The 26,309-nt window shown below is 44.3% G+C and carries 25 protein-coding genes; 7 read left to right on the top strand and 18 right to left on the bottom strand.

Annotated elements, in window-relative coordinates:
- Positions 1–459 precede the first annotated feature (459 nt).
- Complete coding sequence (locus L865_RS0120570) at positions 460–1,644, top strand: MFS transporter (RefSeq protein ID WP_028774948.1); 1,185 nt, start codon at positions 460–462, stop codon at positions 1,642–1,644.
- A 52-nt stretch (positions 1,645–1,696) separates the two neighbouring features.
- Here L865_RS0120570 and L865_RS0120575 read toward each other — a convergent pair whose 3' ends face one another.
- From L865_RS0120575 to L865_RS0120615, 9 genes are all read right to left on the bottom strand, one after another.
- The gene (locus L865_RS0120575; protein WP_028774949.1) at positions 1,697–2,914 is read right to left on the bottom strand and encodes a cation:proton antiporter; all 1,218 of its coding nucleotides are present in this window, start codon (positions 2,912–2,914) and stop codon (positions 1,697–1,699) included.
- A 148-nt stretch (positions 2,915–3,062) separates the two neighbouring features.
- On the bottom strand, positions 3,063–3,386 hold the full coding sequence (locus L865_RS26145) for an MAPEG family protein (RefSeq protein WP_084632604.1): 324 nt from the start codon (positions 3,384–3,386) through the stop codon (positions 3,063–3,065).
- A 194-nt stretch (positions 3,387–3,580) separates the two neighbouring features.
- Positions 3,581–3,784: a hypothetical protein gene (locus L865_RS0120585; protein ID WP_028774950.1), complete on the bottom strand. Its 204-nt coding sequence runs from the start codon at positions 3,782–3,784 to the stop codon at positions 3,581–3,583.
- A gap of 137 nt (positions 3,785–3,921) precedes the next feature.
- Complete coding sequence (locus L865_RS0120590; protein WP_084632614.1) at positions 3,922–4,830, bottom strand: UDP-2,3-diacylglucosamine diphosphatase; 909 nt, start codon at positions 4,828–4,830, stop codon at positions 3,922–3,924.
- Positions 4,831–4,924: 94 nt separating this feature from the next.
- The gene (locus tag L865_RS0120595) at positions 4,925–5,287 is read right to left on the bottom strand and encodes a GFA family protein (protein WP_028774952.1); all 363 of its coding nucleotides are present in this window, start codon (positions 5,285–5,287) and stop codon (positions 4,925–4,927) included.
- A gap of 71 nt (positions 5,288–5,358) precedes the next feature.
- On the bottom strand, positions 5,359–5,517 hold the full coding sequence (locus L865_RS25675; RefSeq protein WP_157577686.1) for a hypothetical protein: 159 nt from the start codon (positions 5,515–5,517) through the stop codon (positions 5,359–5,361).
- A gap of 489 nt (positions 5,518–6,006) precedes the next feature.
- Positions 6,007–7,374: an ammonia-forming cytochrome c nitrite reductase subunit c552 gene (locus L865_RS0120605; RefSeq protein ID WP_425423657.1), complete on the bottom strand. Its 1,368-nt coding sequence runs from the start codon at positions 7,372–7,374 to the stop codon at positions 6,007–6,009.
- A gap of 41 nt (positions 7,375–7,415) precedes the next feature.
- Entirely contained in the window at positions 7,416–8,627 is a 1,212-nt protein-coding gene (locus L865_RS0120610) for an NnrS family protein (RefSeq protein WP_028774954.1), read from the bottom strand.
- A gap of 467 nt (positions 8,628–9,094) precedes the next feature.
- Positions 9,095–9,793 (bottom strand): glutathione S-transferase family protein, encoded by a 699-nt coding sequence (locus L865_RS0120615; protein WP_028774955.1) that lies wholly within the window; start codon positions 9,791–9,793, stop codon positions 9,095–9,097.
- Positions 9,794–9,959: 166 nt separating this feature from the next.
- On the opposite strand from L865_RS0120615, the gene L865_RS0120620 reads away from it, so the two are divergent.
- Together L865_RS0120620 and L865_RS0120625 are read left to right on the top strand one after the other, a co-directional pair.
- Entirely contained in the window at positions 9,960–10,592 is a 633-nt protein-coding gene (locus L865_RS0120620) for a flavin reductase family protein (RefSeq protein WP_028774956.1), read from the top strand.
- A gap of 118 nt (positions 10,593–10,710) precedes the next feature.
- On the top strand, positions 10,711–10,962 hold the full coding sequence (locus L865_RS0120625) for a DUF2999 family protein (protein WP_028774957.1): 252 nt from the start codon (positions 10,711–10,713) through the stop codon (positions 10,960–10,962).
- Between the two features lie 207 nt (positions 10,963–11,169).
- Here L865_RS0120625 and L865_RS0120630 read toward each other — a convergent pair whose 3' ends face one another.
- The 3 genes from L865_RS0120630 to L865_RS0120640 all read right to left on the bottom strand — a co-directional run bounded on the left by L865_RS0120630 (position 11,170) and on the right by L865_RS0120640 (position 14,428).
- Positions 11,170–12,195 carry a S41 family peptidase gene (locus tag L865_RS0120630; protein ID WP_028774958.1) on the bottom strand — a complete coding sequence of 342 codons (1,026 nt, stop codon included), beginning with the start codon at positions 12,193–12,195 and terminating at the stop codon, positions 11,170–11,172.
- Positions 12,196–12,330: 135 nt separating this feature from the next.
- Complete coding sequence (locus L865_RS0120635; RefSeq protein WP_028774959.1) at positions 12,331–13,416, bottom strand: hypothetical protein; 1,086 nt, start codon at positions 13,414–13,416, stop codon at positions 12,331–12,333.
- 166 nt (positions 13,417–13,582) lie between these two features.
- Positions 13,583–14,428 carry a hypothetical protein gene (locus L865_RS0120640; RefSeq protein WP_157577688.1) on the bottom strand — a complete coding sequence of 282 codons (846 nt, stop codon included), beginning with the start codon at positions 14,426–14,428 and terminating at the stop codon, positions 13,583–13,585.
- A gap of 235 nt (positions 14,429–14,663) precedes the next feature.
- On the opposite strand from L865_RS0120640, the gene L865_RS25800 reads away from it, so the two are divergent.
- The 3 genes from L865_RS25800 to L865_RS0120655 all read left to right on the top strand — a co-directional run bounded on the left by L865_RS25800 (position 14,664) and on the right by L865_RS0120655 (position 16,811).
- The gene (locus tag L865_RS25800; RefSeq protein ID WP_028774961.1) at positions 14,664–15,113 is read left to right on the top strand and encodes a hypothetical protein; all 450 of its coding nucleotides are present in this window, start codon (positions 14,664–14,666) and stop codon (positions 15,111–15,113) included.
- 191 nt (positions 15,114–15,304) lie between these two features.
- Positions 15,305–16,066: a hypothetical protein gene (locus L865_RS0120650; protein WP_051484722.1), complete on the top strand. Its 762-nt coding sequence runs from the start codon at positions 15,305–15,307 to the stop codon at positions 16,064–16,066.
- Positions 16,067–16,259: 193 nt separating this feature from the next.
- Entirely contained in the window at positions 16,260–16,811 is a 552-nt protein-coding gene (locus tag L865_RS0120655; RefSeq protein WP_051484733.1) for an excalibur calcium-binding domain-containing protein, read from the top strand.
- 9 nt (positions 16,812–16,820) lie between these two features.
- Here L865_RS0120655 and L865_RS0120660 read toward each other — a convergent pair whose 3' ends face one another.
- The 3 genes from L865_RS0120660 to L865_RS0120670 all read right to left on the bottom strand — a co-directional run bounded on the left by L865_RS0120660 (position 16,821) and on the right by L865_RS0120670 (position 20,785).
- Positions 16,821–18,539, bottom strand: a complete 1,719-nt coding sequence (locus L865_RS0120660; RefSeq protein WP_028774964.1) for a sensor domain-containing diguanylate cyclase — start codon at positions 18,537–18,539, stop codon at positions 16,821–16,823.
- A 202-nt stretch (positions 18,540–18,741) separates the two neighbouring features.
- Complete coding sequence (locus L865_RS0120665) at positions 18,742–19,140, bottom strand: hypothetical protein (protein ID WP_028774965.1); 399 nt, start codon at positions 19,138–19,140, stop codon at positions 18,742–18,744.
- Between the two features lie 61 nt (positions 19,141–19,201).
- Entirely contained in the window at positions 19,202–20,785 is a 1,584-nt protein-coding gene (locus L865_RS0120670; protein WP_245608473.1) for a hypothetical protein, read from the bottom strand.
- 538 nt (positions 20,786–21,323) lie between these two features.
- Here L865_RS0120670 and L865_RS0120675 point away from each other — a divergent pair.
- Positions 21,324–21,575, top strand: coding sequence for a hypothetical protein (locus tag L865_RS0120675; protein WP_028774967.1), 252 nt, complete (start codon positions 21,324–21,326; stop codon positions 21,573–21,575).
- Positions 21,576–21,698: 123 nt separating this feature from the next.
- On the opposite strand, the gene L865_RS0120680 is transcribed toward L865_RS0120675, so the two are convergent.
- The 3 genes from L865_RS0120680 to L865_RS0120690 all read right to left on the bottom strand — a co-directional run bounded on the left by L865_RS0120680 (position 21,699) and on the right by L865_RS0120690 (position 26,240).
- Positions 21,699–22,106, bottom strand: a complete 408-nt coding sequence (locus L865_RS0120680) for a hypothetical protein (protein ID WP_028774968.1) — start codon at positions 22,104–22,106, stop codon at positions 21,699–21,701.
- Positions 22,107–22,324: 218 nt separating this feature from the next.
- Complete coding sequence (locus tag L865_RS0120685; RefSeq protein ID WP_028774969.1) at positions 22,325–24,457, bottom strand: bifunctional 2',3'-cyclic-nucleotide 2'-phosphodiesterase/3'-nucleotidase; 2,133 nt, start codon at positions 24,455–24,457, stop codon at positions 22,325–22,327.
- A gap of 1,039 nt (positions 24,458–25,496) precedes the next feature.
- Entirely contained in the window at positions 25,497–26,240 is a 744-nt protein-coding gene (locus tag L865_RS0120690; protein ID WP_028774970.1) for a pseudouridine synthase, read from the bottom strand.
- Between the last annotated feature and the right edge of the window lie 69 nt (positions 26,241–26,309).

Raw genomic sequence — 26,309 nt, forward strand, 5'->3', positions numbered from 1 at the left:
TGCGATTTTAATGCACCTCCCTCGCCTGCATTTGTTGAAACAAATCACAGACAAAACTAGTTTTATACACCACACACCCACCCATCGACTGTTAGCTATCAAAAAAACAATCCAAATAAGCATAAATCAAACTATTACAGCCTATAAGCTATGTATAACTGTAACGCCACTTCTCTTTTCTGTGCTTGTTTCATACTCCATTATGCAGCACTATTGAAAGTTAGCCATGATCATTCCCCCTTACTAGGACTACTAACATCAGCTTTAACAGCCTAAAAAGCATGATCTAAGTAACATTTCAGTATAAAAAGTCATCAAATCTATTTGGCAGTCATAAATTTAACTTTACTTAATCAACCGACAGCTCTACATTCGCCGCAAATAGCCCTAGGCAATAATAGCGCTTAGGACGCCAAGAACCATCAAACAGCCTAAAATAAACAATTAAGTAGCACTAAATTGGCCTCAGTAACCCCAGAAAAAGTAGAAAAACACCTAGAAGAAAACACCATCATTACTCCCGTTGTCGGTTTGGCTTTCTTCGCCATTGCATCAGGCTTTTTAATGAGCTTGATCCCGCTATCGTTACCCTACTTTGGCCTTGAACCAACATTAACCCCTTGGTTAGCGAGTGTGTTCTATTTTGGCTTGCTTTTGGGCGCGACTGGCACACAGGGAATCATTAAAAAATGCGGTCATCGTCGCGCCTTCATTTTGTTTCTCGGTATTGTCGCTAGCACTGTCATTTTGATGTTAGTGCTGCCACATCAGATCACCTGGCTACTGGCTCGGTTTATTGCCGGTATGGCTGTAGCTGGGGTATTTGTTGTCGTTGAGTCATGGTTATTGATGGCAAACTGTGCCAAACAGCGCGCAAAAAGGTTAGGGCTTTATATGGCAGCACTTTATGGTGGCAGCGCTGTGGGTCAGCTCGCTATCTCAGCGCTAGGGACCAACGGGCTATTGCCTTTTGTGTCGGTATTGGCCTTATTATGCGCCGCTATTTTAGTGCCGGTATTTATCCGCAAGGGTCAGCCAAGTAGTCATGATCAGCAGGCCATAAGCCGTAAAGAAGTGCGCCATATTAGCCGCCCCGCTATCATAGGCTGTATTGTGTCAGGTTTACTATTGGGGCCAATATACGGCTTAATGCCATCGTATTTGACCCTTGTGAGCCCTTATGCACAGCATACAGGCTTGTTGATGGCGTGTATTATTGTAGGTGGAATGGCCATTCAGCCAATCGCCAGTGCTATGTCGACCCGCATGAGCAAAAGCCTATTAATGGCGTTGTTTTGTTTGCTCGGCTGCGGCGCTGTTTTAGGTGTGCTTGAGGCAACCAACTTAACGATGATGGCGGCAAGTTTATTGGTGTTAGGGGCAAGTAGTTTTGCACTTTACCCTATCGCCATTACCTTGGCTTGTGATGGTCTGCCAGTTGCGAAAATGGTTTCAGCGACCGAAATGATGCTGCTGTGCTACAGCGTTGGCTCGGTTTTAGGCCCACTATTAGCCACTACTTTTACCGAGGCAGATAACAGGCTCATCGTTTACTTAGGAGTGTGCTTGATCACTACCTGCCTGTATATGTTGTTTAAGAGTGCAGAAACCTTACATTCAGGGCATAAGCCCATTGCAGGTTAAGTCTTAGGTAAATATCGCTTGGCCCTCTGAACAGGCCAAGCGATATGCTGAGTTATTCAGAGCTTGCCGATTTTTGTCGCTGGCTATACCAATTCGCTAGTGGCTGCGCGCTGAGTCCATGAGCGACAATGCTCATTAGTACGGTCAGCGCCACCACAGCATACACAGTCTCTAGCCCCTCCATAGACCCCATCTCATGCACAACTATCAGCACGTATAAAATGGATGCAATTCCACGTGGGCCAAACCAAGCAATAAATGCCATGGTTGATAGATCGAGCTTAGCCCCCAATAGCGATACCATCACCGGTAACATCCTCAATACCGTTAAGCTCAACAAAGCATATAGCAACACATCCACAGTGACGTACGCTAACGTCATAGGCGCAAAAGCCAAACCAAAAATAAAGAAGCTTACCAACACCAGTAGTTCACCTTCACTTTCGGCAAAATCTTCGATGTGCTCACGAGCTGCTTCGCTCGTGTTACCGGCATACAATCCAGCAAAAAATGCCGCGATAAAGCCATTTCCAGACAAGGTTTCTGCTAAATAGAACCCTAATATGGCCAAGGCGATTGGAATGAGGTTTTGATAGCTAGATTCTGCTAATTTGGCGGCATTCGCCTTATTAAGTAGCTTAGCGCCAATGAAACCAACCAGCCCACCGACCAAAGCGCCAAACACAATCTGCTGGCCGACATAGCTAATCCATTGATGATCCTGCGCCTCACTTAGGCCACTCATAATCAGTGCGACAACGGTCAATAAGATCGGAAAGATAATGCCGTCATTTAAGCCACTTTCAACGTTAATGCTTGAGCGAATATGCTTTGGCACCTTAGGATCTGATACCACCGCTTTACCTAAAGCAGCATCGGTCGGCGTTAATAACAATGCCAATAACAGTAACGAGGTGTGCGGTAATTCGGGAAAGAAATAGCCCGCAACAAATGTGCCTAGCACCACCGTTATTGGCAGACCAATAAATAGCAATCTTGCAGGGATGTGCCACGAGCGTCTCAGCAATGATAAGTCCAGCAAAGCGGCATCGGAAAATAACACCAACACCAGTGCCAGCTCTGCAACAATCGTCACAAATTCGGCATCTACTTCTACTTGGGTAATCCCCAAACCCAGTGGTGATAGTAGCAGCCCAAGCCCAGTGAAAACCATGGGACCGGAGATGTTAAGTCGTGATAATCCTTTAGAAATGTAGCCGTAAAACAGCACAATAAGTGCAATTACTAGTATGACAATATGCTCGTCCATGCCACCCATCCTGTTGGTCATTGTTCAATACGCATCGTTGCGTAACGACTCTAACCTAACAAAAAAAGCCGCGTCATGCTGCAAGCAAATCACAGTATCATGGCTTATTAAGCCAGCGAATGATTATCTCGTGGACATTTACTCTGGATTATCCTAGCAATTGGCTCAGCAAAAACACCAACCACATAGTAAACAGCAGCATGCTTGATAAACTAAATGCGATGGTTCGTCGCAGCAGATTACGACCATGGAGATGCTCAAAGGTATGCCAATAGCGGCCAAGAACAAATAGCCAACTTGCTATTTGCCACAGAGGTGAATCGAGCTGTAGCAACCAAATTAACTGTAGTAGCAATAGCAACAGCAAAGGCTGCTGGAATTGGTTGTTGTAGCTATGTAGGGCGTGCGGGTCTTTCGAGCTGATTTTTGCAGCAGTTTGTGGGTTATTTATACAAGGTAGAGGCTTTGATATGTAGTTGACCTACTTGATAAGCCGATAACGACGTAGAAAGAAGCCACAAACACTGCCCGGAGGGTTCGGCTACAAGCGTTTTACTCTTTGTTGAGCGGTATTTTGCTTAGCATGCTAGGCGGCAAACCGCTCGTCGCGATTAAAACGCTTGTATCTCGGACAAAATTTAACCGCGAAAGACCCGTACGCCCTACTCACTGCAAGGTGTTAGGCAGACTACTGGCATCGGCATATTTTATCGTGGCAGCGGCAACTTGCTGTTTAATGACAGCCCTGACGCGCATGACCGCATTAACTAGCCACAATGCCGCCATCGGCATAATGGTGGCTAACATGACCCATAGTGGCCAACTGACTTGTTTACTGGCCGTCATCAATCCAAATTCGCTTATCATCATCGGTATCGCTCAATCCATAGCAGCAAAAAGTCTACTGTAATAAAGCGAATACATTGGGATAAGCGGCATAAGTGACAAAATAAAGGTCAATGATGCCAAGTAGTTGAAACTGTCTACCTTTGATGCAGCTAACCTTGTTAAGCTACTTGTCGCTGAGGACGCTGGCCACTAAGCATTACCGAACTGATAAGCTCAGTGGCACGGCTTGCTTCATCCCACCGCAGCAATTGCAGCTCGCCACTGCAACTCTCGGCAAACACCGTACAATTTTCTACCCAATCTCCATCGTTGGCATATATCACTCCTTGATGCAGTGACAACTCGGGCTGATGAATATGCCCACATACCACGCCATCAACACCGCGCTCAACGCCAAAGCGTACCACCGCTTGTCGGTATAAACCTATGGCATGCTGCGCCTTACCGACACGCTGTTTAATATAACTAGCTAGTGACCAATAGGGATAACCCAGTCGCTGCCGGATCAGATGCAATTGTCGATTAAGTAACAGCAATACGTCATATAGCTTATCGCCCAGTTTAGTTAATGAAGCTCCCACAGAGACTTGCGAGTCAAACTGATCCCCGTGCACTATCAGTAACCTTTGCCCAAGCTTGGTGGTATGAACATATTCACGCTCGACACTAAAATCCCATAGATGAAAGCCATGATACTGTTTAACAAGCTCATCATGATTACCTGGAACATAAACCACTTTTGTGCCAGCTTTTGCCAAACTGAGTAATTTCTGCAGCACTCGATTATGACTGTCGGGCCAAAAGACTTGTTTTTTCAGGGCCCATACATCGATGATGTCACCCACAAGATAAAGCAGCTTAATATCACTGCTGTTGAGAAAATCCAGTAACAGCTCAGCCTTACAATCTTTACTGCCTAGGTGTAGATCAGAAATCCAGATAGCGTTGTAGGCTGTTTTCGGCCGTAAATGGCTAGGAGGTGATGGCTTCACAGCTGTAGAAGCTGACGTAGCAACGGAATTTGCCGACTCGAATAGGGATGAGATTAACGTATTAAGCGCAAGCATAGCTTCACCAAGTAGGTTGACTTGCATGCTAACTTAAGTGCAAAGATTAACCAAAATGTGACACTAAAATGGCGATGTCATGACACTGCCTGCACTAGCTTGGCGGATCAATAAATTCCCAGGTATCGGCACCATCAAAGTGGCGTTTGGGTATCGCCTCGCAATCTAGACGGTTTGCCATACGAAAATTGATGCCAAATTTCGTATTGGGTACTTTGTTATTGGTTAGGTAGTGAGTAGCACAACCGCAGGTATCGCAATGATAGAAATCAATACACCTATCTCCCCATTGATAAGTGCTAACGGTCTGTTTAACCGTAACGGTGACCTCTTCAGGTTGATAATAGCCCCATAGCGCGGCAAATCGAAAGCAGATAGAGCAATTGCAAGCAGTAAGCGATGACGGTGGCTGTGTGACTTTTATGTGCACATTACCGCAGTGACAACTTAAATCCATAAAATCAATCCCAGTTAAGCTAATTTAGCCATCAACTTAACTGGCAAAGATTATCAATTCAAGCAGTGAGATTAGTTATAACCTAATATGTAGCAACTCGGCTCTTCGTCTTTAAGATCCGTTTCGTCACCTTGTAAAAAATCATATCGTGGCGTGGTTGGCTGCGATGAAATTGAATTAAACGACTCAACTTCGTTGTGGTTGTACCCGTGATTCATTTTAGTTTCCATAATATTTCCCGACTTAATAAATGGGCTTTGAGGAATAAATCGATTCCCGGATACTTATTCAGTATTTAACTAGCCCCAAAACAATAACTTATCCTGTATTACAATTTTATTAAAAGATCGAATACTGCCGGTGTCAATCAATTATATTGGTCAAACGAATGAACCAAGAGTGAAAATAAGTCACATAGACATATATACAAAGCATTGATTTTATTGCAATTTAAAATTGTATACAAAATAAACCAAACTGGGTAAATATTTAATAAAAATTAATCTTAGCGATCATTGCGATCGTTTGAATATCGAAAAATGTTCAGTTGAACGGCCATTTTAATGCGCTTTTAACCCTAGATGACAATAAACGATCGTTTGAATAATACAGATATTGCGACATAGAATAGGCCTTTTAAATGACCAATTATTCACTAATTGTGAAATAACAAGCATAAAAAAGGCAGCTTATGCTGCCTTTTGTCACTTCATAATACCCTACTCGTATCCATGTCGACTAACCGCAGGCCAATGCTTATTAACCTGCTCTTCGATAAACTGCTGCTTCTCTTCAGTTAATTTATCTAAGGCAATATTGGCCGCTTCTTGCGCAGTGGCTTTGGTAGAAATGTCAGGATAGTTGACTTGCTTCACTTCTAGCATGCTCAAGATCTGTTCGAGTGCATTGCGGGCGTATTTTGCCTGAACCAAAGCTTTATCGAGCAGAGCATTACCTTCATCTGGGTTGTGAGCATATAAACCATGGGATGCCATCGCAAAATCCCAACGCCACTGGGCATGACGAATCGCCATAATCGCGTCATTCATGATTGACCAGCTTGCCCCCGCCTCCCAAGCGGCACCGGCTTCGTAGTGCGCTTTAACCAACAAGCCTTCTACTTCACGCGCTTTACGCTCAATCTGCGCTTTGCCTTCATCTAGGCGTTGTAGCAGTTTCTGTTCATTACTGTGGCAACTTTGGCAAACTTGCTCAAAGTGATCGAGTGCTTTGCTCACCTTATGATCGGTATAGACCTGACCATTTTCATCTTGCGCTTGAGGCATATGGCAATCGATACAACCCACACCTTCTTTGGCATGAGTGCTACGACTCCAATGTTCAAACTCTGGGTGACGAGCCTTCAAAATAGGCGTTCTAGAGATAGGATGCATCCACTCGTAAAAGCGGCGAGTGTCGTAGTATTTTTCAATCTTGTCCGCGGTACTACCAAATATCCATGGAATGTTAACCTTGTTACTCAGCTCTGGCTGAAAATAATAGGTCACATGACACTGACCACACACCTGTGACCCCTGCATGGTTTTGTTTTGTTTATCAAAAGGCAAATGGACTTTTTTCATCGCATCTTTTGCATGAGGACGCGGCAAAGCCAACTCTGCTTTGCCTTGTACATGACAATCGGTGCAATAGACGACACTTTTCATTTCGGTGCCAACGTCGACAAAATTCTGAGCGGCAAACTGCTCAACACCCATTTCATTCATCAACCTAGGTGCGTCCGGAGACTTACAAGTCCAGCAACTGGCAGACAAACCTTTTTCACCCGCAGCAGGCATCGCTCCGGTTCTTAGTGTATGGGTAACATCGGCAACGGCAAACTGGTGCCCGCGAGGACTATAGTACTCTTTGGCAAACGAAGAGCCAGCCCACAATATGATTGCCGCGGGGTAGCTGGCAAGCATATCACTGCGCTGTGATTGCTCTGACGTTGCAGCCCAACTGGCATATTGATTGGGAAAAGCCTTTTTCATTGCTTCGGCATCGCTGGCCGGGGCACTCGCTGCGATCGGTAACGATATTGCCGATATCAACAGCGCGCTTAGCATCACCCAAAGTTTATTCATTTTCTTCATCTCTTTGTTTACTCTCATACTCAACATATAACTTACCCCGGACGTCCATCAACGCGCGGCCGGGTTAAAATAGGGGCGTAGAACCACACAAATAATCCAAATGCAAAGGCCCATAGGCTACCAGCTACCCAAAACCAAAGCTGCATTTGTGTCGGCCATACAAGGGGCATAATCGCTCTAAAAAATGCCGCTAGGGGTAACGCTAGAAACGCGAGTGTCATGCTGGGGCCTTGGTAGATATTGCGACTTGTGTGGCCAAGCGACACCCGCGATATCATCGATAAACACATGCCCGCCAACGAGGCGATAGCAAATAAGTGCAATAAATGACGGTAAGCGTTCACATCATTAATATTAGCCGCCAAAGCAAATAAGGTAATAGGCAAACAAACATATGCCACATGCAACGACCACAGCATCGGCTCTTTCAATGTCTTGTGTGGGAACCAACGCGACCAGCGGATCAAATGTAAACTACCCGCAATCAACAGTAACCCTTGCTCTATCGCAGGCGTAAATAACGTTAATATGGCCTGAGCAACCAATAGCACCATCGCAGCAATAAGTGGCCACTCCAATGCATTGATTGGATTAGGCTTGCTCTGCTTAACACGCATCGCGGTAAAAAACGGCACCACTCGGCCGCCTACTATGGTGATCAACAAGCCTAACCACCACAGCATCGCTTGCCATATCCGCTGGCTCAAACTGAAATCACGTTGCACTAATGCATAGTAGCTCAACAAGTTGATAAGCAGCGCCACCAGCAACATAATGGGAAAACCAATATTGCGCCATTGCCTGACTCTATAAACGCAGCGCCAGAGGGTGAGCGCGGTGATCCCCAAAAACAAACTATCAAACAACGCCGGCAACCAGACAGGAATATCAACCGGTATTAGCAGCAAGACTCTCGCCAGTAACCAACAAGCAAAAGTCAGTGCCAGTGGTAAACCTTTCAAGCTAGGCTGATTGGTCCATGTTTGTACTGAGGTCAGCAAAAAACCACACACAATTGCCAGGGCAAAACCAAATAACATCTCATGGGGGTGCCACCATAGCGGCACAACATTGGCCCAAAACTCCTGCCTAAAAAAGCTCAGTTGAGGCACAAACCAAGTCAGCAACCACAATGGAATAAACAGTGCGGCAATGCTCGCGCCACCCAAAAAAAATGGCCTAAAACCTAAACGCCATATTGCGGGTGTTTTCTCCACTTGCTTGGGATCATCAATATTTAACATGAGGCACGTTTCCTTGGCTCAATAAACCCACTAAATGATTCATTTAAAATGCAGCTTAACTAGTTTATCTAGCTAACTCGGTAGCAACAATCAATATCCTAGCGAATGCTAAAAAGTGTGAGCCATAAGCCATGATTTAGCTATGTCATTGATTAAAAATACCTCTTTAGAGTTAGCGATAGGATCAGGACCACCAAGGCCTCGCTACACCACAATAGCTTCACTGTAGTGCAACAACGGCCAAATCAGTTTATCTAGGCTTAATTAACAGGCAAACGATAGGCTAAAACAGAGACAAAACCCGCAAATATAATTGTGCTATCGGTTAAGCGCTCAAGCTTACTTTCATGAAAATAGAGTTACTGCGCCTGCTGCCGCAACTCGTATTGCGCCTTAGCTAAACGATTGTATTGCTCTAACACACTTAATTCTTTGCTATTTTTTGTCATCATAATCAGGTTTTGTCGCTAACCGCAACAACTGGCCGCTTGGCAGACTTGCTGCGCGGGGATATCTGTACCCTTAGCCAAGAAAGTTTCTGTTAGATAAAAATCCGTGAACTTGGCCTCAAAATCATCAGCCACAGTACGATTAACCTCCACCGCAGCCAGCAGTGCCGCTTGCCAAGCTTGTACCTTGGGCAGGCCACATAAGAAGTCGTACTGAGTGTGCGCTTTTATCATTGCTGCACGGTGCAGAAGCGGCAACCACGCGATATCAACATTGCTCAAACGATCTGATTTAAAAAAGGGACTCTCACCTGTTAACTGTGCTTCCACTTTAGCGAAAGCTTGACGCAACTTTTCAGCGCGCTGGATAAACGTTTGTTCATCTTTACTACTCATCACACCGCACTGTGCTAAATAGTGTTTACTGCCTAAATAACTCCATGCCCTATCTAACGCTCGCTGAGTATGACTGACTCCCTGTTCAAGTGGACCATACTCATCTTCGATGTATTCAACAATCGCGTCAGATTCAAATAACGCTACGCCAGCTTCAGTGAGCAATACTGGCACTTGGCCATTAGGTGAGATATCTAAGAACCACTGTGGTTTATCTTTGAGATTAATATACTCAATTTCATAGGGGATCTGCTTTGCATTCAACTGAGCCGTGACTCGTTGCACAAAAGGACATATGGTAAAGCTAACTAATTTAATCATGACAACACTCTCATTAATTTTGGGTCTGTTTCAACTACTGATAAAGACGAGGTCACACCGAAAAAGATGCAAACTGGTTGTCAAAAGCACTCGCTTGTTGGCACCTGAAGGCATTTCGATGTGCTCAACGGATTACTGAATAACAAGCTAGACAAGGAATGGGCTAATGGAAAAAGCTGCGAGATACTATTACGAACCCCAGCAAGGGCATGGATTGGCGCATGATCCACTAAGTGCAATTATTGGCCCGCGGCCTATTGGTTGGATAGCCTCACGGGATCAACAAGGCAAACGCAACTTAGCGCCTTATAGCTTTTTCAATTGCTTTAACTACGATCCGCCTATCATAGGTTTTGCCAGTATTGGTTGGAAAGACAGCGTGGCAAATATCGCTAACAGCAAAGCCTTCGTCTGGAACATGGCCACTAAACCGCTAGCAGAACAGATGAATCTCACTTCTGCTGCGCTGGCGCCACAACAAGACGAATTTGAATTTGCTGGCCTTACGGCGGAGCCGGCAAAAAAGGTAAACGCCGATCGGGTCGTCCAAAGCCCGATCAATTTTGAATGCGAACTCAGCCAGCTCATTCAACTACAAAAAGCCGATGGTGAGCAACTGGATACTTGGTTAGTGCTTGGTGAGGTGGTGGCCGTACATATTGAGCCATCTTTGCTCGACGCCCAAGGTAACTTTATGACCAGTAAAGCCCAACCGATACTGCGCGCCGGCGGCCCATCGGCCTATTATGGTATTTCAGAGCAGCAACGATTTGAGCTCAAGCGGCCCATAATGCCCTAGCCTATAATGATTTCATTAACGTGAAAGCCGCCAGCAATGACACGCTAAGCTAGCACCCAATGGAGAGTGTGATAAAATCCGGCCACTATTTTTCTAACAGACTAACTAAGGCGATGCAATGAACCCAATTATTGCGATGTTAAAAGAGCACAATATCAGTGACGCGCAAATCAATGAGCTATTCCAAACTCTTACCGCTAACCCAATGGCGGCCATGGCGACGATTGCTCAGTTAGGTATTCCGCCAGAGAAATTACAGCAATTAATGGGGTTAGTGATGCAAAACCCCAATTTGATTAAAGAAGCGGTCAATGAGCTCGGCCTAGATATGGAAAAAGTTGAAGCTGCTAAAGCACAATTAAAGCAGTAAAGCTCGCAATTACGGGGCGATAACTATCGCCCCAATGACCAGCCTGCAACAATATCTATCGATGTTCGCCATGATGATTGCGTCTATCTTGCCATTAATCATTCAAAAATTGACTTAAACAAAGCCGCAAACGGTTTACTAATAAGTTAAGTCCGATGCCGATAAAAAAAAGCCCAGCATAAACAAGCTTATGCTGGGCCAAATAAATTACAGACGCGTTGATTTAGCGGCTATCAGCTCAGAAAATTTCGCTGAATCTAGCAATAACAGTGCTTGTGCTAATACCACATCTTCACCTGCTCGAAGTGCCGCAATATTGGCTGTTACCTCGACATCAGCAACAATACCCAGGCGCTGAGTTTGTTGCTCATTAGGTGTTAAAATACCTATGCCAGAAAACTGCGACTGATAGCCACCGGGAATAGAAAATTGCGAAACATCACCGTCTGAGCCTGCAGTTTGGCTTCCCATTACCAAGGCATTAGGCGCCTGTCTGAGCACCATTAGTGAAAATTCAGATTGACTCACCGACTCCTCGTTGGCTAATAGCACGATACGGCCGCGATAGGGATTGGGGTTATCAATACCCACTTCAACATCTTGCAACATAAAGTCACCCGGTGTGTTGATATTGGTGTACTGCGCTTTAGCAATGACTTTCGGCTTAGCAAACAGATGCTCCGCCAGAGTCCACACTGACCCTAGAGGGTAGCCACGCAGGTCAATAATGAGCTGTGGGAGTTGCTGATATTGCTGCATCAAAGGAGCAACGTCTTCGGGCTTAAGCGTCGTCATATTGATATAGCCCACTTTTCCATCAATAACATGGTGCTCGGCAAGTGCAATTGGCTGCAATACCTGTAGATAAACCTCAGCGATTGGCACTGTTGCCACCGTCACAGCTTTCTTGCTGGCTAACGTCAATGTTAGCTGTGGTTTATCTGTTTGTAGCAAGCGACTTTGCAACGCGTAATAACGGCTGACATCGTTGCTCGCCGCTAATAATGGCCATAATTCTTGCTCTACGGCTTTCACTGATTTGCCATCGATATGGGTAATCACATCCCCCACTTGTAGTTCATTGGTGTTAGGCTGCAAATTTGCACTCACTACCCACTGACCCTCAAGATACTGCAGTTTGACCGGCGCAAGTTGCTCACCAAACAAGTCAACCAACTGATTACCTCTGTCCCCCATCAAGTAGGCATGGCCATCATCAAGTTGGCTTAACAACTCAGACAGTGCCTGCTCGTACTGTTTTTTATCCTTGGCGGCAACAAATTGACCAATGAATTTCTGCGGTACCTGTTGCCATGGACTAGTAGTGAGTGATTTATAGGGGGCAAAATAGTTGACTAAGTTCCAAACTCAAAACAAAGCGAGCAGACGATAACCGGTATCTTGGTGAGCTTGCCCATAGCTAAGCTCATTGTTTACGGCTACGCCCATGGAGCTATTAAACCCAAAATAGTAGTGACTTTCAAAACGACGATTGGCGACTATGTGTTGTAGCTGCTGGCTTAATTTAGTTCCAAAACGCGCACTATCATTTATCCAACTTAGGTCAATCTGTAGCGCAACATTAGTGTCGCGTTTTACGCAGCTTGGTTGACAAGCTTCGACCTTTGTCATCTTTGCTAACCAATCGCTCATATGCTGATTGGCTTGGTCAGCATTGGTGGCCGATAAGACAGCTGGCATCACGCGGAACAGCTCAGCGTCCATATTGTATTCGCCTGCAGCGACCGCATTGTGATAATACTTAACAAGCCCCCAGACTTGAGCAAGTTTGCTGAGGTTATCGATTTGCAGCTGACTCACATTGTCAAAGTTGATTTGCGAACTTGAATGAAACTCGGTATCTGTATCTGCGGCCAGCAGTGTAGGCTTATAAGGTTTCGCGAGTGCAATATCTTGACCGTCAACGGTAACCGACAAATCATCAAACCACGCTAGTCCGGCGCCAACTACAAAACCACCAATTCTGATGCTACTGGTATTTTCATTTAATGCGGTTGAGATCTGATATTGTTGCCAATCAGTGCTGCCTGTTAGGCCTTTTAGAAATTCAAATCCGATGGCATTTCCACGAAAATCAAACTGCTGAATCATCAGCCCAGCTAACTGGCTAATATCTTGAGTACGAATGTACCCGCTCAGATTTAAGGTTTCACCAACAAAGCTGGTCTCTATGGATTGGATAAAATTACGCTTTTCTCCATCACTTTTAAGCAGTAATGCTTGCTTACCTTGGTGTGCTTTGGGGCTTAAATGAGCTGCTGTCAATGGCTGACCTTGCTCGTCTCGCCATCTAACTACCCGTGCGTCGGTTTCTGAGAGGCTCACGAGTTCAAAATCAAGTTGCTCGAATTCAGTCTGCTCATCGATATCAGCTACTGTACTAAAGCTGAGCGTAAGCAAACCGCAAGCAATGAGTCGTCCTGTCACGTTCATCACACATCCTTGTCATATTAAAAGCATTCGACTGACAAGTTATCTTCATTAATTTTTGATGCCAAATCAAACACTTGAACCACATTCGCTCACTATAACAAACCACCAACCACTAATTATCCAGTGAAAAAACCTCTTAGTTCTAAATATCCCATCAAACACACTGCTATTGTAAACTGGCTTCAGCTTTTTCAGCTGATATCGTCTGTGAAGTAACAGGGAGCTCTGGTTGAGGTTTAATAGTTTGACTCGTTGATCGACTTTCATTGGCAGTATTCGCGCCACTTTGCGCCGTCATCACAGTATCTTCTAGTGGTAAAATCGATGCCACATTGTCATGGGACACCATCTGTACCGGCACGCCTTCGCCTTGATATAACCACAAATAACGAGCCGTGCTGCTGATAATGCCAACGCGATCTAAAATCAGTTTTGTTGGTTTCAGCACTGGTGTTGAATCTATTGTATCGTGTGAAATGGCACTGTCGATTGGTTGGCGTGGCAACTCAGTAATAGGATAAATTAGGGTTACCCGATAAGGCACATACTGCCCTTGGCTAAATTTTCGATAGTCGGCTTTTGCCACTAGCTCTACCATACTAAAAATCAACATCATGGTGACAATCAGTAGCAGCAAAGCAGGATCGATTTTGATTTTTCTTAAGGTGTCATTATTACCATGACGATACTTAGGAAAGCGCCCCATTAACCATGGATCAATGTAAAAAGTAAAAACAGCTAAGGCTAAAACTACAACAAAGGTGACAATGAAAGCCTGCGGGTGATGAACCGCAGACAGAATAAAGTCACTTAAATCTAGATGCAGCAACACATTCAGGCCAAAGTTAGCCAACAAATTATAGGTGTATGTCAGACCTATAATGGTCGAAAATAGATAAAATAGTGAAACGATGAGACCGGGGTTTGCAACAATATAAGCTTTAAAACTATTAAGACGAGCATAAATAGCATCATAATAGTCCGCATGCTGCTGCGTTTGTTCAACTTTCATTTCAATATCCATTTGAGAAGCATAATCCTTTTAATCTTAATTACATTTCCAACCCCATGCTCGTCTCAACATACCTGATAACGACTTCAAAATCATCAAGGTCAAACGCTATTGATCACTGAGTACCTTTGCATCATTCATCATCAGTTGCCGTACAGCCCGCAGCTAAAAGCTTGGTCAAACAACAAAATCTGCTACAGTGGGTATATAGACACATTTATACAAGGATAAATTGATGCGCGCTCCACTAACAACTTCACTAACGATTGCAACGGCGCTATTAATCAGTGCTTGTACCAACGACACCCAAGAGCAGCAGTCATCTGCAGTAAGCGCTCAACAGCCGGCACAAGTTGACGCCAAGACTGCAAAACCACACTCTACTGCAGCACAAGAAGTGGTCATTCAACCTGTGGAGCTACCGAAAGGAGTCATGATGAACCAAGGTACAGTTCGCTATCTCAACCTTGAAGGTGGTTTCTGGGGAATTATCACCGATGATGGCCGTAAAATATTGCCTGAAAACCTCCCAAGTGAGCACCGTAAAGATGGCTTAAGGTTGAGTTTTAGCAGTAAAGAAGTCAAAGGCATGATGACCATTCAGCAATGGGGAACGCTATCGACCTTAGATAACATCAAAGTGATTGGTCAGGTAGAAAGCCAAGGCAACGATCCGCGAATTTAATTCGTAAAGTGTAGAGGCGACACCAGTTAGCCAGTGGGTTAACTGGTGTTACCATAATCAGTAAGTTATCAACTTTTCCCCTATCGACTTAACCCCCCATCTATAGATAAATCGAATAGCTATTGATTTAAAGCATCGCAACATCTCCAGCACAATATGCGCTATCAGAATGACTATCGCTGGACAACATAATGCAATCCCATCCACCATTATCCGCTCATCTCTTTAAAATTTTGGCGGCTTGTACGCTACTCATATCTTCACAAGCAAGTGCAACTTGGGTAGGGATTGTTGGCCATGAACAAGCCAGAACCGTGCAGCCAACCTCCAAGTCTGATGTACGCCAATTGGAAACGATATTGCAGGGCAATCAGCTTGAATTTGCAGGGCTAACATGGGACAACACCACCGCTGCCAAATGGCGAGACGGTAATATTTCAGTCGCTCGTAATTGGGCATTTGGCTATTTCAATCAACACCACGGCCTGTCAATTGATGTGGTAAAAGGCGACTGGTCGGGAAAAGGTCCAGTTATTGGCGCTCTCGGATACGCCTATAAACAGCGCTGGCAAGACTTGTCGTTGCGAATCAACCCAGCTGTTGCGGCTATTAGCAATAAATTAGCCGATGGCAGCACCCTAAATAGCCATGGCGCACAGCTGAATATTAAACTCGACTACCGTGTTCATCCGCGCCTCAGTTTTGGTTTTCATCCCCAATATGCTTATTGGCAAAATGACACTTTAGGCTCCACGTTAAAACTCGACTTCAATGCCACGTTTGACATCACCGACAACAAGCGCCATAAGTTGATGTTGGTCCACGAGCAGTTTCTGGTAAACAACCGGGCAACGGATATGAAAACCCGTTATGTTGGCGAAAATTCTCCCATTGCAGGTTATGTCACTGGCACCGAAGCGACCTTCAAAATTCGTTATGCTTACGTGTTCTAGGTATCAGAAGTTAAATTGGATGGAACAAGCCGGCTAAGTCAGTTTACTTATTGGCGAATGGGTTGTGGCTAAAAAGTAATGCCTAAAGATGAGTGCATAAAATTGATAGACAACAATGACATTACTGCCAACCTCAGTTTTAATACTCAGTAGTGATGATGTTTTTTACAACCACAATGGATAGTTTATGCAGATTGAACAGGGAAAGTTAGTTCGCTGGCACGATGATAAAGGCTTTGGGTTTATTAAGCCGCAACACAGTGATAGTCAGGATGTGTTTATTCATATATCGGCACTTAAACACATGGCGCGCAAGCCCGTTATCGGTGATGTGATTAGTTATCAAATTACCCAACAAGCCGATGGAAAAAGCCGTGCATGCAATGCCAATATTGTTGGTGTCGCACGACGTCAAACTAAGCCTGCGCGGCGACGACATACTCCGCAAAGATCGCCTATTTTACGTTGGCTGCCGATGCTATTAATCCTTGCACTGATAGTCATTGGGATGGATCGTGCACTCAATACGCCTGAACCTGAACCGCAAATACCCATTAGTCAACAATTTCACAATTCAGCAGATACCAGCTCAAATCTACCTGATTTTCGCTGTGAAACCGGCAAACAACACTGTAGTCAAATGCGATCATGTGAAGAAGCCATGTTTTACATTAAACACTGCCCAAATACCAAAATGGACGGTGATAAAGATGGTATTCCCTGCGAGCGCCAATGGTGTAATTAGCACGCTTACTTAACTGGCAACGATCACCCGATTTTTGCCACTTTGTTTCGCATCATATAAGGCTTTGTCAGCATGATTGATTAACGCTTCAATTGAGTTTGCTTGTATCGCTTGCTGCTGAAACTTTGCTTTATGTGTGCCGGCAACCCCTAAACTGGCAGTCAGCGACAGTGCAATATTCAAATCGCTAAAGTGAGTCACTTCTATCGCGCGGCGCACTTTCTCGGCTTGTTCGACAGCGATTGACTGACTGCTATTGGGCAAAAACACAATAAATTCTTCACCGCCCCAACGCGCACAGACATCTTGTTTTCTACAAGCCAGCTTAATGGCCGCAGCCACCTTTTTCAGCACCTCATCGCCAACTTGATGGCCATAAACATCATTGATGTTCTTAAACAAATCGATATCAATGAGTACAACTGCGACATCTGCTTTGGTATTGATAATACGTTCGACAATCGGACTGGTCAGCTCTTGAAAACCTCGGCGATTATTCAGCTGAGTCAGCGGATCGGTGCAGGCGTATTTTTGCGCCATAATCTTATCGACTTGCGCCACTCTAAATTGGCTGCCGAGAATTGAAGCGAGTAATATCGCCTCAAAAGTCATACCGACTTCAATGGCCTTAAACGTGTAGTCGTTATAAGGCACCAAGATACCGGCAACGGCTAAAGTCGATACCGTTATACAGATAGCCGCGGTTACCGACGACAAGATAAATATCAGCGCAAATGGCTTTTTGGCTTGCAGGGCTTTCACGCCCATAGCAATAAATAACACTACAAAACAGGTGTTAAGTAAGAAGGCCAATACCATAGAGAAAAACAGATGATTAAAGGCAAAACCTGCGAGCATTCCTAGCGGAATATATAACGTGGTACGCAACACAATTTTATCTAAAACGGGGGCATAGTCTTTCGTTTGCAGCAAGGTACGCGCAAAATGCAGCCCAGCAACGCTATAGGTAATCATCAAGAAAATATCTAACCAGTCTTGAAAATAAGCGCCAAAATCATAGGTGATAATCGTATGCAACTGGCCTGTATAAGACAGGCTATTAATGACAAAGCCCAGCAAGTACAGTCCATAAAGCCCGTATTCACGGCGACGAACGAAAAAGTATAACACCAAATTATAGAGTGCTAACGCGACCATAATGCCGTACAACGCACCATACTGATAGCCGCTATTAATGTCGCGCGCAATGGCATGGTTCACAGAGTTAAATTGCACTGGTAGCGCCATAGGGCCTTTAGTTTCAACCCGCATGATCACTTGAGTTAACCCCGGAGGATAAGCATATTCAAAGGCATAATAACGGTAAGCCATCGGCCGCTTGTCAAACGCGTAGGCATCACCGCCTGTAATACGCTTTTTTACGATGCCATCTTGAATCAACCAAGTATCAATATAATCAATCCACGGTGTTTCCACTGACAGACGATAGGCTTTGGCAAATTGGGCGGTGTTACTGACGGTAAACGTCATCCACACAGGATCGACACTGATCCCCAATGAAATTGAGTTACTACTACCTGTTGTCAACGGGCCTGCTGCAAACCTTTGTTGTGCTTCGCTCAGTACCAAAACCCCATCCCGCTCTCTAAAATACTGGGTATGAGTACCAACGCTGCCTTGCGCAAAAGCAGGGATATTGATGGTATCTGCGCGAGTAAGCGGGCTAACTAATAGGCAGCAGCCCATCAGAAAGCACAGCAAAGCCATGACGCAATCCTGCAACCTTATGTTGTATATCATTTTATTTTTATATTTTGCCAAACATCAAATCAACAGACAAAAGTAACGCTATTGATGCTTTTTTGTTAGAACTTTGATACTAACACTAATTGGCAAAAAATCGCTATGACATCCAGGTTAAATCGCCCCCAGCGAGCACCCTCTTTACTCTTACACAGCGATTACGGCACTAGGCAATCATCACAAAACGACTTAACAAGAATGGCTCACCATTGACCTTGCCCGATATCAATACTCGCAGTGCACCACGTTGCGCCGACACTAGCTGCGCTGTCACCTGATACTGCTCGCTCGTCTCATCCCAACGGGCACCATCGCCAATGATGTTAACCTTTGGATTGGGTTTAATCTCAATCTGCAGGTCGGCAAGTTCTAACTGACTTTTCACACTAAAACTAAAGCTGACCGGCACCGTATCCTGACTACGCTCAACAACTGTGGGGATCTGTACTTTTAGGCCTGTTGGCAACTTAGCTTCATGGTGATGATGGTGTGCATGGTCACCGTGTTGCTCACAGCTGTAAGCATGAAAACTCAGGAGTAAAACTAGCCCTATCAATATACGCATACGCTCTCCGAATCGTGAACCAAGGGCAGTGCTAACACTGCCCTTAGTTTGTTAGGTCAAGTTAGTTAACGCTGACATACACAGGGTTAGAGTAGAACCACACATCGCGGTAAATAAGCTTATTAGCTCTATCTTGGATCTGATGGTCAGTCTCGCCTTCATCTTTGCTCATCGACTGCCACTTTTGTGGTTCACCGTCGACCGTTAAGCCCGCTTCGTTATAATCGAGTGCGGTGCCCCGTAGGCGGAAGTACTGATTAGCTTCGGCAGTAAAGGTATAAGACATTGCGTAGAAGCCCTCATCATCAAGCTGCCAATCCGCAGCAGTGAAGCTTTTAATTACGCTGGCATCACTGTTTTCAGTGCTGTCATATTGCGCCGAGCTTGGCGATACCATGCCAGTAACTGAACCGGCAATAAGGTCGATATGATGTACGCCAGGATTTACTGCACTACCAAATATACCGTCGCCGACAACTATCTCTTGATTAGTAAACTCTGGGCTTTGAAAGCGAATGTTCACGGTAACTTCATCACCTTGAGCCACACTAAAGTCCTGCTGTCCCATATAGGCAGTGTTGCCATTGGCGCTAATGCTAAAATCTAACTGATTGATCAATTCACCCGTTACACCAAACATCTCACCAGAGCGCAGAGCTGCTAGCACGGCCAGTTCATCATCACCTTGGGTTACATAGGCATAGTTTTTAGAGTATTCACCGGGGAAATAACCACTGGTATATTGGCCACCATCACTGATTTTAAAGTGGTAATCAGAGTTGGAAACATTCCAGATTTGGCGTCCTTCACTGAGCAGTGCGTCCCACCAGCCGCCCACATGAGCTAACATAGGGTCGGCACCACCATAAAGGCCGGCACTACTGCTGGCATAATCACCACGGTCATAAGGGTGGAATTGTCCGCCCACCATCCCTTCCATTAAAAAGAAGATATCGGGAGCTGTACTGTTGAGATCGCGCACATCGGCCAAGGTATAGGTATTGGCATAGCGTCGAGGGTGATTGAGCATGCCGTAGCTAGTATTTGGGTAGTTATCTTGTAGCCAAGTTAACGCTTTAGCCGCATCGGCCTCAGTGTTATAACGCTCAATCCCCTGTGCTTGCCAACGGGCCACATCTTTAGGATCAAAATGCGCTAGCGTATTCTCATTGCTGAACTTGTATTCGAATAGTTTTACCGCTTCTAAGATGTCAGCTTGTTCATCAGCAGTACCAATGATGCCGATATTGTAGTGCTCAAAGCCTGGGAAATCCCACTCAAACGTTGTGGTGATGATTTTGTCTTGATAATAGCGATTTTGTAGCGAACGAATTTCAGGTAGCTCATACTGCTCAAGTCGATTGGCGTAAAGGACTTCGCCAATGTCATTGTCTTGGTGATCGTTACCACGCACACGCATATGGTTTGAGAAGAACACGTAGTCAATATCGAACTCATCAAACGCATGGTAGAGAATATTCACCATGGTGTCGCGGGCATCGTTTGATACCGCACTATGTACGTGCAAGTCACCAGTCAACCATTGACCTTCACGTGGCTCAACCACCACCGTATCATCTGAATCTGACGAACAACCAGCCAAAATAGCCATCGATACGCACAAAGTGCTAAGTTTAAGTTTCACTTGAGATATTCCCGTTGCAGCTAAAAGTGGCGCAAGGTTAGAACGCTAATATGAAAGATTTACGTACAACGGCTTACAGTTTGATGACAGCAAACTTATTTAACCTACTGTTAAATAATAATTAAAAATCGAATCCACCACCCCCAACACAAAACAAAAATCAGCAACATAAATGCCACCAAGCTTACTAGCTGTATCAGCAATGACTCATGCCATAATTGGCAAGGAGACTGCCATCATCTCATCACTACATACTTAGCAACGCTCACCGCGTTTAAATTGATCTTAAATATTGGTTTTTTACGATTTATGAGCTTAAGAAAGCAGCAACGTTTACCCGAAACATCACTGTACTCGTGCCCATAGTCAGTCTCATGCCCGAGCTAAATATCTAAAAGAACTAGTATATTTCCCCTATATACACAGCATCTTAAAACCCCTAGGTTCTTTATCAGCAATCGCCGATATAACACAATTAAGCAGGCGTGCGCTTTTACCCTTAATAACCTTATAAGATAACTCAAGGAATAGTTAACCCATGACAACAATAAAGAAAACAGCCATCACCTTATTGGCAGCAGCAGGCGTTTTAACGGTCGCAACTTCAGCACTAGCGGGAAAGCAAAACGGTTGGATTTTAGAATATACCTATATGTCAGGCGGTAACGTTGTAGGTGAGCAAGTTGTTAACCAGTGCACTGGCGCGGTATATACCACTGGCCAAGTCACCTCAAATAAAGTGTTGCGTGCAAGCGAACCTTGCAGTTACGACATGTCAGACAATCGTTAGTCGTCAGTATAAGAGACAATTAAATAGTAACGACTGATATTGTCGCCAAATAAAAAGCCCTGCTAACTTATTGTTATCAGGGCTTTGATCTATTTAACGGTAGAGAGTAATGGATTAAATGAATTACAGTCTAACCCACTGAATCAGCTCGTTAGCACTTCTTACTGCAAATTTACGCTCAACCAGATTGCCCTGTGGATCAAATAGCAACAACTCCGCCGAACCAGCGCGATGTTTCGCCATTAGCTCCTGCCCTTCTGGTGTGCCAATACGTGCCAACAAGAAGTGCACATTATCGCCCAAATGGGCTCTAGCCTCGTTCATCTGTTCGGTCTGACTGTTACTAATAGTCAACGCCGGGTCGTACACAAACACCAGTGCCGGTTTGCCCGTACCTATCTGCTCATGGGTTGCCTTAAAACCTTTTGGCATCACATTCATTAAAATGGTTAAAAACAACACAATTGAAGCGATAACAGCTAATGTAACCCAAGGCTTGCGACGAGTTGAAGTTGAATCAGGTGTCCCCATGGTGACAAATCCCTCTTAGTAACAGTTAAACAGCACGAATATGTATCTCATTGTAATCGTAAAGTCTGAGGATTAGCTTAAAAATTATTAAGCGCATTGGTTCAAGCAGTAGGTATCGATCTTGAGAGGCTAACGGCAGATAGAAAAAAGCCGACTTGATCAAATCAAGTCGGCTCTATAACACTCGGCTTACTTATCAGTTAGTGCACTGTGGTCGCTTATTTAGCTTCACAGTTAAATTCACCATTGTAATCAAAGTTGAAGTGGTACTCAGTGAATCCTTGAGTGCCTTCTTTGGTGGTTTCTTCGCCTTCAGTAGACAGGCCGGTGATTTGATTAGTTGCACAGCGGAAGCCTTCTTCAAGGGTTGCCGATGCAAAAGCCACGCTAGCGGTATTTGGCGCTTCTAGCTCAAACACTTTAGCATTTGGGAAACTCAATGTGGTTCCTTCCTGCTCAGCTAGGCGGTCAGCCAAATAGAACTGCACTAATTCACGGTTGTTGAATGCAAACTCTTCTTTAACCATAACCGCATTATCGACACCCGGCATACCTGAATTTGAAGCGCGGTAATTGTTGGTAATGACATAGATTTCAGCATCGTCAGCAATCTCAACACCGTTATAAGTCAGCTCAACTAACTGCTCATTGTCTGTTTCGGTATAACGGAAGCCATCAATGTCGGTAAATCTAGAGTCATTTTCAACATTGACCTTGTACTTCAGTAAACCTTCACCGCTATCGCTAAACCCACCGAAGAAAGCATCGAAGTTATAACCAGGGAACTCTTCAACTAAGAAAGTTTCACCTGCTGAAAGCGGCAGACTGCGATAGGCATTTGAATTGACCCACTCAATCCAACGCTTCATCTCAGTACCGGTCATCTTCAATACTGCTGGGGTGTTGTTATCAAATACATAGATATCAGCAACCGATGCGTTAGTTAGCTCACCTTCTTGAATGTTGGTGTAGTCTTGACCACCGTTACGACCCGATTTAAATGGCGCCGATACTGACAAGAAAATAGCATCGTCTGATGCGTCAGCAAACTCACCTTCAGCTTTCCATTTATTAAGTTGGTGCAACTGCGCTTCATTCACCACTTGGATTGATAAATCTGGCACCACTTGTGGGAAGAAGCTGTTCATGTTGACGTCGATATCGGCAATAGAATCTGCCATATATTCAACCGTACCGACGTGCTCGGTCTCAACTAAATCTTCAACTGCAGCATCAGAACCTTCAACCAATGAACGTAATTCAGCGGTTGATTGCGTGTGGTCAACGGTCCAAGTTTTACCGCCATCACTAGAGTTAAGTTTTAAATCGATAACCCCGAGTTTGGCGCCCCAGTAGCCAGGCATCACCGCAGGAATACCATTGATAAGCCCTTTTTCGGCATCAACATTAGGAATATCGCCATACTCACCGGTCGAGTTAGGGAAATCACGGTGATCATGACCAAACATAATGGCATCGATACCGTCAACATAACCTAGATGGAGTGAGGCATTTTCTGCAAACTCATCATCATTGTTGTTTAGGCCAGAATGTGGAATAGCCACAACGACATCTGCACCTTCTGCTTTCATAATAGGTACATAATGCTCAGCTGTTTTCTTAATATCCGACACAACCACATTACACACTAAGTGCGCAGCATCCCAGCCCATGATATCGGGTGGTGTAAATCCAATCACACCTACTTTTACAGTGTGAGCTTTGCCGTCATCACCGATAAACTCTCTCTCTAGAATCACATATGGGTCATACATATGCTCAGCGGTGTCGTAGAAATCTTCTGTGATACGCACTTCACACTCTTCGACCGCATCGCTCACTTTTTCCAAAGAATCGTCGGCTTTCCAAACATTGGCGCCAACGTAAGGAAATTCAGAACCTTTCAAGGCTTCATCTAGATACTCAAGCCCATAATTGAACTCGTGGTTACCTAAGTTGGCAGCATCATATTCAAGGTAGTTCATGGCTTTATATACAGGGTGAGTATCGCCTCTTAAGTGCTCAGCACCTAGCGCAGCCATATAGTCTCCCATTGGACTGCCTTGAATCAGGTCGCCATTATCAAACAGCATACTGTTGGCCACTTCTTTACGCGTTTGTGCAATAACTAAAGAGGTACGTGCTAGCCCCCAATCAGGTAGATTAACTTCATTGTGCTCAGCACTTTCGAAGTAATTGTAAGGCATGACATTGGTGTGAATATCAGTCGTTTCCATTAAACGAAGATCAATACTAATTGAATCATTCTTGTCGTCTGATGAGTTACTGCACCCAGCCAGTGCCGCCGCAATGCTCGATACCAGCAGCAGCTTTTTAGCATTAAATTTCATTCTTACTCCAAATGGATAGTGTTATTGCAATCACTTGCATCAATACCGCTCACTAGAGGCTCACCCTGAAAGCAGTAAAGTATTTAATTAAGTTTCATCACCTAAGAGGCGACGCCAAATTAATTAAAAGCAAACAATAAGTAAAGGCAGCAAGAAAACAAAAAAACACAATTAACAAATGCAAATAAATAAAACTTACGTAATTAAATTAAGAGGTAGTGAAACAAAACAACTTAACCGACTTATAAATGAGCAATTAAAAATCATGAAAATATGACAAGAATATGAAAGGCGAAGATATTTAACAGGAAAGACAAATTGAATTGAGTAAAAGCTAACTGAACATTAATCTAAGAACATGCGAGTAGAAAGGACAAAAAACCATTAAAGCTATTACTCTAAATTTTACAAAAAGAACAAGGGTGACCAACACCTGCAAAAATAATTAAAAATCAAAGCGGTAACACAAAACAATCACTAAAATACAAAACCACAAAAAGCACCCAAAACAGCATAATAAACTTAATCAAAACCAAGATACTGCAACATTAATCTGCATTGGGTGATAAAAACCTCTCATGTCACTCACTTTCAACTTTGATGAAAAACCACGCGCGATACAAGGCCAGCCAAGCCTAAAAACTATATACAACTTTACTTAACAGCTAAATTTAAGCAACTTTCAGCAAACATTGAGCGCCGCAAAAAAGTACAAAAACAAAACATAACACCAAAATAAAAAACACAGTAAAATAGCAGCCAGACAAAGCCTATCCACAGTGCTTATATAGCATCAATGGCTAACCCCATAGTATTACATTAATACTAAGTTATCATTAATAATTAAAGACAATTAATCTTAGAGAGCATATAAAATATATTAAGCAGGGATTTATCAGGACAAATCAATTAAACTGTGCTTTAGCATACCAATTAATAGAGGGGGGGATGTTGGCTATCCCCCTACCAATATCGATTAGCCTGCCGTATTGAGCTGGTCTATGCTGAACTGGTCTATGCTGAACTGGTCTAGGCTGAGCTAGTCTAGGCTGAGTTGTTCCACGGTAAACGAATTCACTTCATCGGCACTCAAATAGCGCCACTCACCAACCGGAATATCTAAAGTCACCGCACCAATTGATTCTCGATGCAGCCCATTGACCCGATTGCCTATGGCGGCAAACATCCGCTTTACTTGATGGTAGCGTCCTTCTTGTATGGTCAGATGCACTTCATTGATGCCACCAGCACCACAAGAAACGGCCTCCAGTTTGGCCGGTAAAGTCAGCTTAGCTTCCCCTGGTAAAGCAATCCCTTTGGCAAAACGTTCAACAAGTTGCTCAAATTGCGATAGGACTATCGCATCACGCAATGTCACTCGGTAACGTTTGCTGCAAAGATATTTAGGGTTGATGATATTAAATGACCAGCGCCCATCGTCGGTGATCAGCATTAACCCAGTCGTATCAGCATCTAAACGACCGGTAATGTGTAGGTCACACACCTTATCAAACCCAGCCTGAATAAGAATATTCATCACTGATGGGTAGTCACCATCCACATTTGAGCTCAAAGTGTGCAATGGTTTGTGCAGCATCATGTAACGAGATGGCCTTAGCGATAATGGGCTGCCAGCTAACAAGATGCTATTGTCTTCATGGACTTGAGTTGCAGGCTCCAAAATTACTACGCCATTAACCGTGACTTGTGCACTATCAATTTCAGCTATGGCTTGCTCGCGAGTTAAGTCCGTACTCTTACAGATGAATTTATCTAGGCGCATGACGTTCCAGAGCGATTACAGTGCGGCTATTATCGCAATTGAACTCGCCAAAGCAACTTAACCTTCTCA

Source organism: Shewanella waksmanii ATCC BAA-643, assembly GCF_000518805.1.
Lineage (GTDB): Bacteria > Pseudomonadota > Gammaproteobacteria > Enterobacterales > Shewanellaceae > Shewanella > Shewanella waksmanii.

Coding starts and splice junctions, on each gene's coding strand:
- L865_RS0120575 (WP_028774949.1), bottom strand. CDS start 2,914: ATGGACGAGCATATTGTCATACTAGTAATTGCACTTATTGTGCTGTTT.
- L865_RS0120585 (WP_028774950.1), bottom strand. CDS start 3,784: ATGATGATAAGCGAATTTGGATTGATGACGGCCAGTAAACAAGTCAGT.
- L865_RS0120590 (WP_084632614.1), bottom strand. CDS start 4,830: ATGCTTGCGCTTAATACGTTAATCTCATCCCTATTCGAGTCGGCAAAT.
- L865_RS0120595 (WP_028774952.1), bottom strand. CDS start 5,287: ATGGATTTAAGTTGTCACTGCGGTAATGTGCACATAAAAGTCACACAG.
- L865_RS25675 (WP_157577686.1), bottom strand. CDS start 5,517: ATGGAAACTAAAATGAATCACGGGTACAACCACAACGAAGTTGAGTCG.
- L865_RS0120605 (WP_425423657.1), bottom strand. CDS start 7,374: ATGAATAAACTTTGGGTGATGCTAAGCGCGCTGTTGATATCGGCAATA.
- L865_RS0120610 (WP_028774954.1), bottom strand. CDS start 8,627: ATGTTAAATATTGATGATCCCAAGCAAGTGGAGAAAACACCCGCAATA.
- L865_RS0120615 (WP_028774955.1), bottom strand. CDS start 9,793: ATGATTAAATTAGTTAGCTTTACCATATGTCCTTTTGTGCAACGAGTC.
- L865_RS0120620 (WP_028774956.1), top strand. CDS start 9,960: ATGGAAAAAGCTGCGAGATACTATTACGAACCCCAGCAAGGGCATGGA.
- L865_RS0120625 (WP_028774957.1), top strand. CDS start 10,711: ATGAACCCAATTATTGCGATGTTAAAAGAGCACAATATCAGTGACGCG.
- L865_RS0120635 (WP_028774959.1), bottom strand. CDS start 13,416: ATGAACGTGACAGGACGACTCATTGCTTGCGGTTTGCTTACGCTCAGC.
- L865_RS0120640 (WP_157577688.1), bottom strand. CDS start 14,428: ATGAAAGTTGAACAAACGCAGCAGCATGCGGACTATTATGATGCTATT.
- L865_RS25800 (WP_028774961.1), top strand. CDS start 14,664: ATGCGCGCTCCACTAACAACTTCACTAACGATTGCAACGGCGCTATTA.
- L865_RS0120650 (WP_051484722.1), top strand. CDS start 15,305: ATGCAATCCCATCCACCATTATCCGCTCATCTCTTTAAAATTTTGGCG.
- L865_RS0120660 (WP_028774964.1), bottom strand. CDS start 18,539: ATGGCTTTGCTGTGCTTTCTGATGGGCTGCTGCCTATTAGTTAGCCCG.
- L865_RS0120665 (WP_028774965.1), bottom strand. CDS start 19,140: ATGCGTATATTGATAGGGCTAGTTTTACTCCTGAGTTTTCATGCTTAC.
- L865_RS0120675 (WP_028774967.1), top strand. CDS start 21,324: ATGACAACAATAAAGAAAACAGCCATCACCTTATTGGCAGCAGCAGGC.
- L865_RS0120680 (WP_028774968.1), bottom strand. CDS start 22,106: ATGGGGACACCTGATTCAACTTCAACTCGTCGCAAGCCTTGGGTTACA.
- L865_RS0120685 (WP_028774969.1), bottom strand. CDS start 24,457: ATGAAATTTAATGCTAAAAAGCTGCTGCTGGTATCGAGCATTGCGGCG.
- L865_RS0120690 (WP_028774970.1), bottom strand. CDS start 26,240: ATGCGCCTAGATAAATTCATCTGTAAGAGTACGGACTTAACTCGCGAG.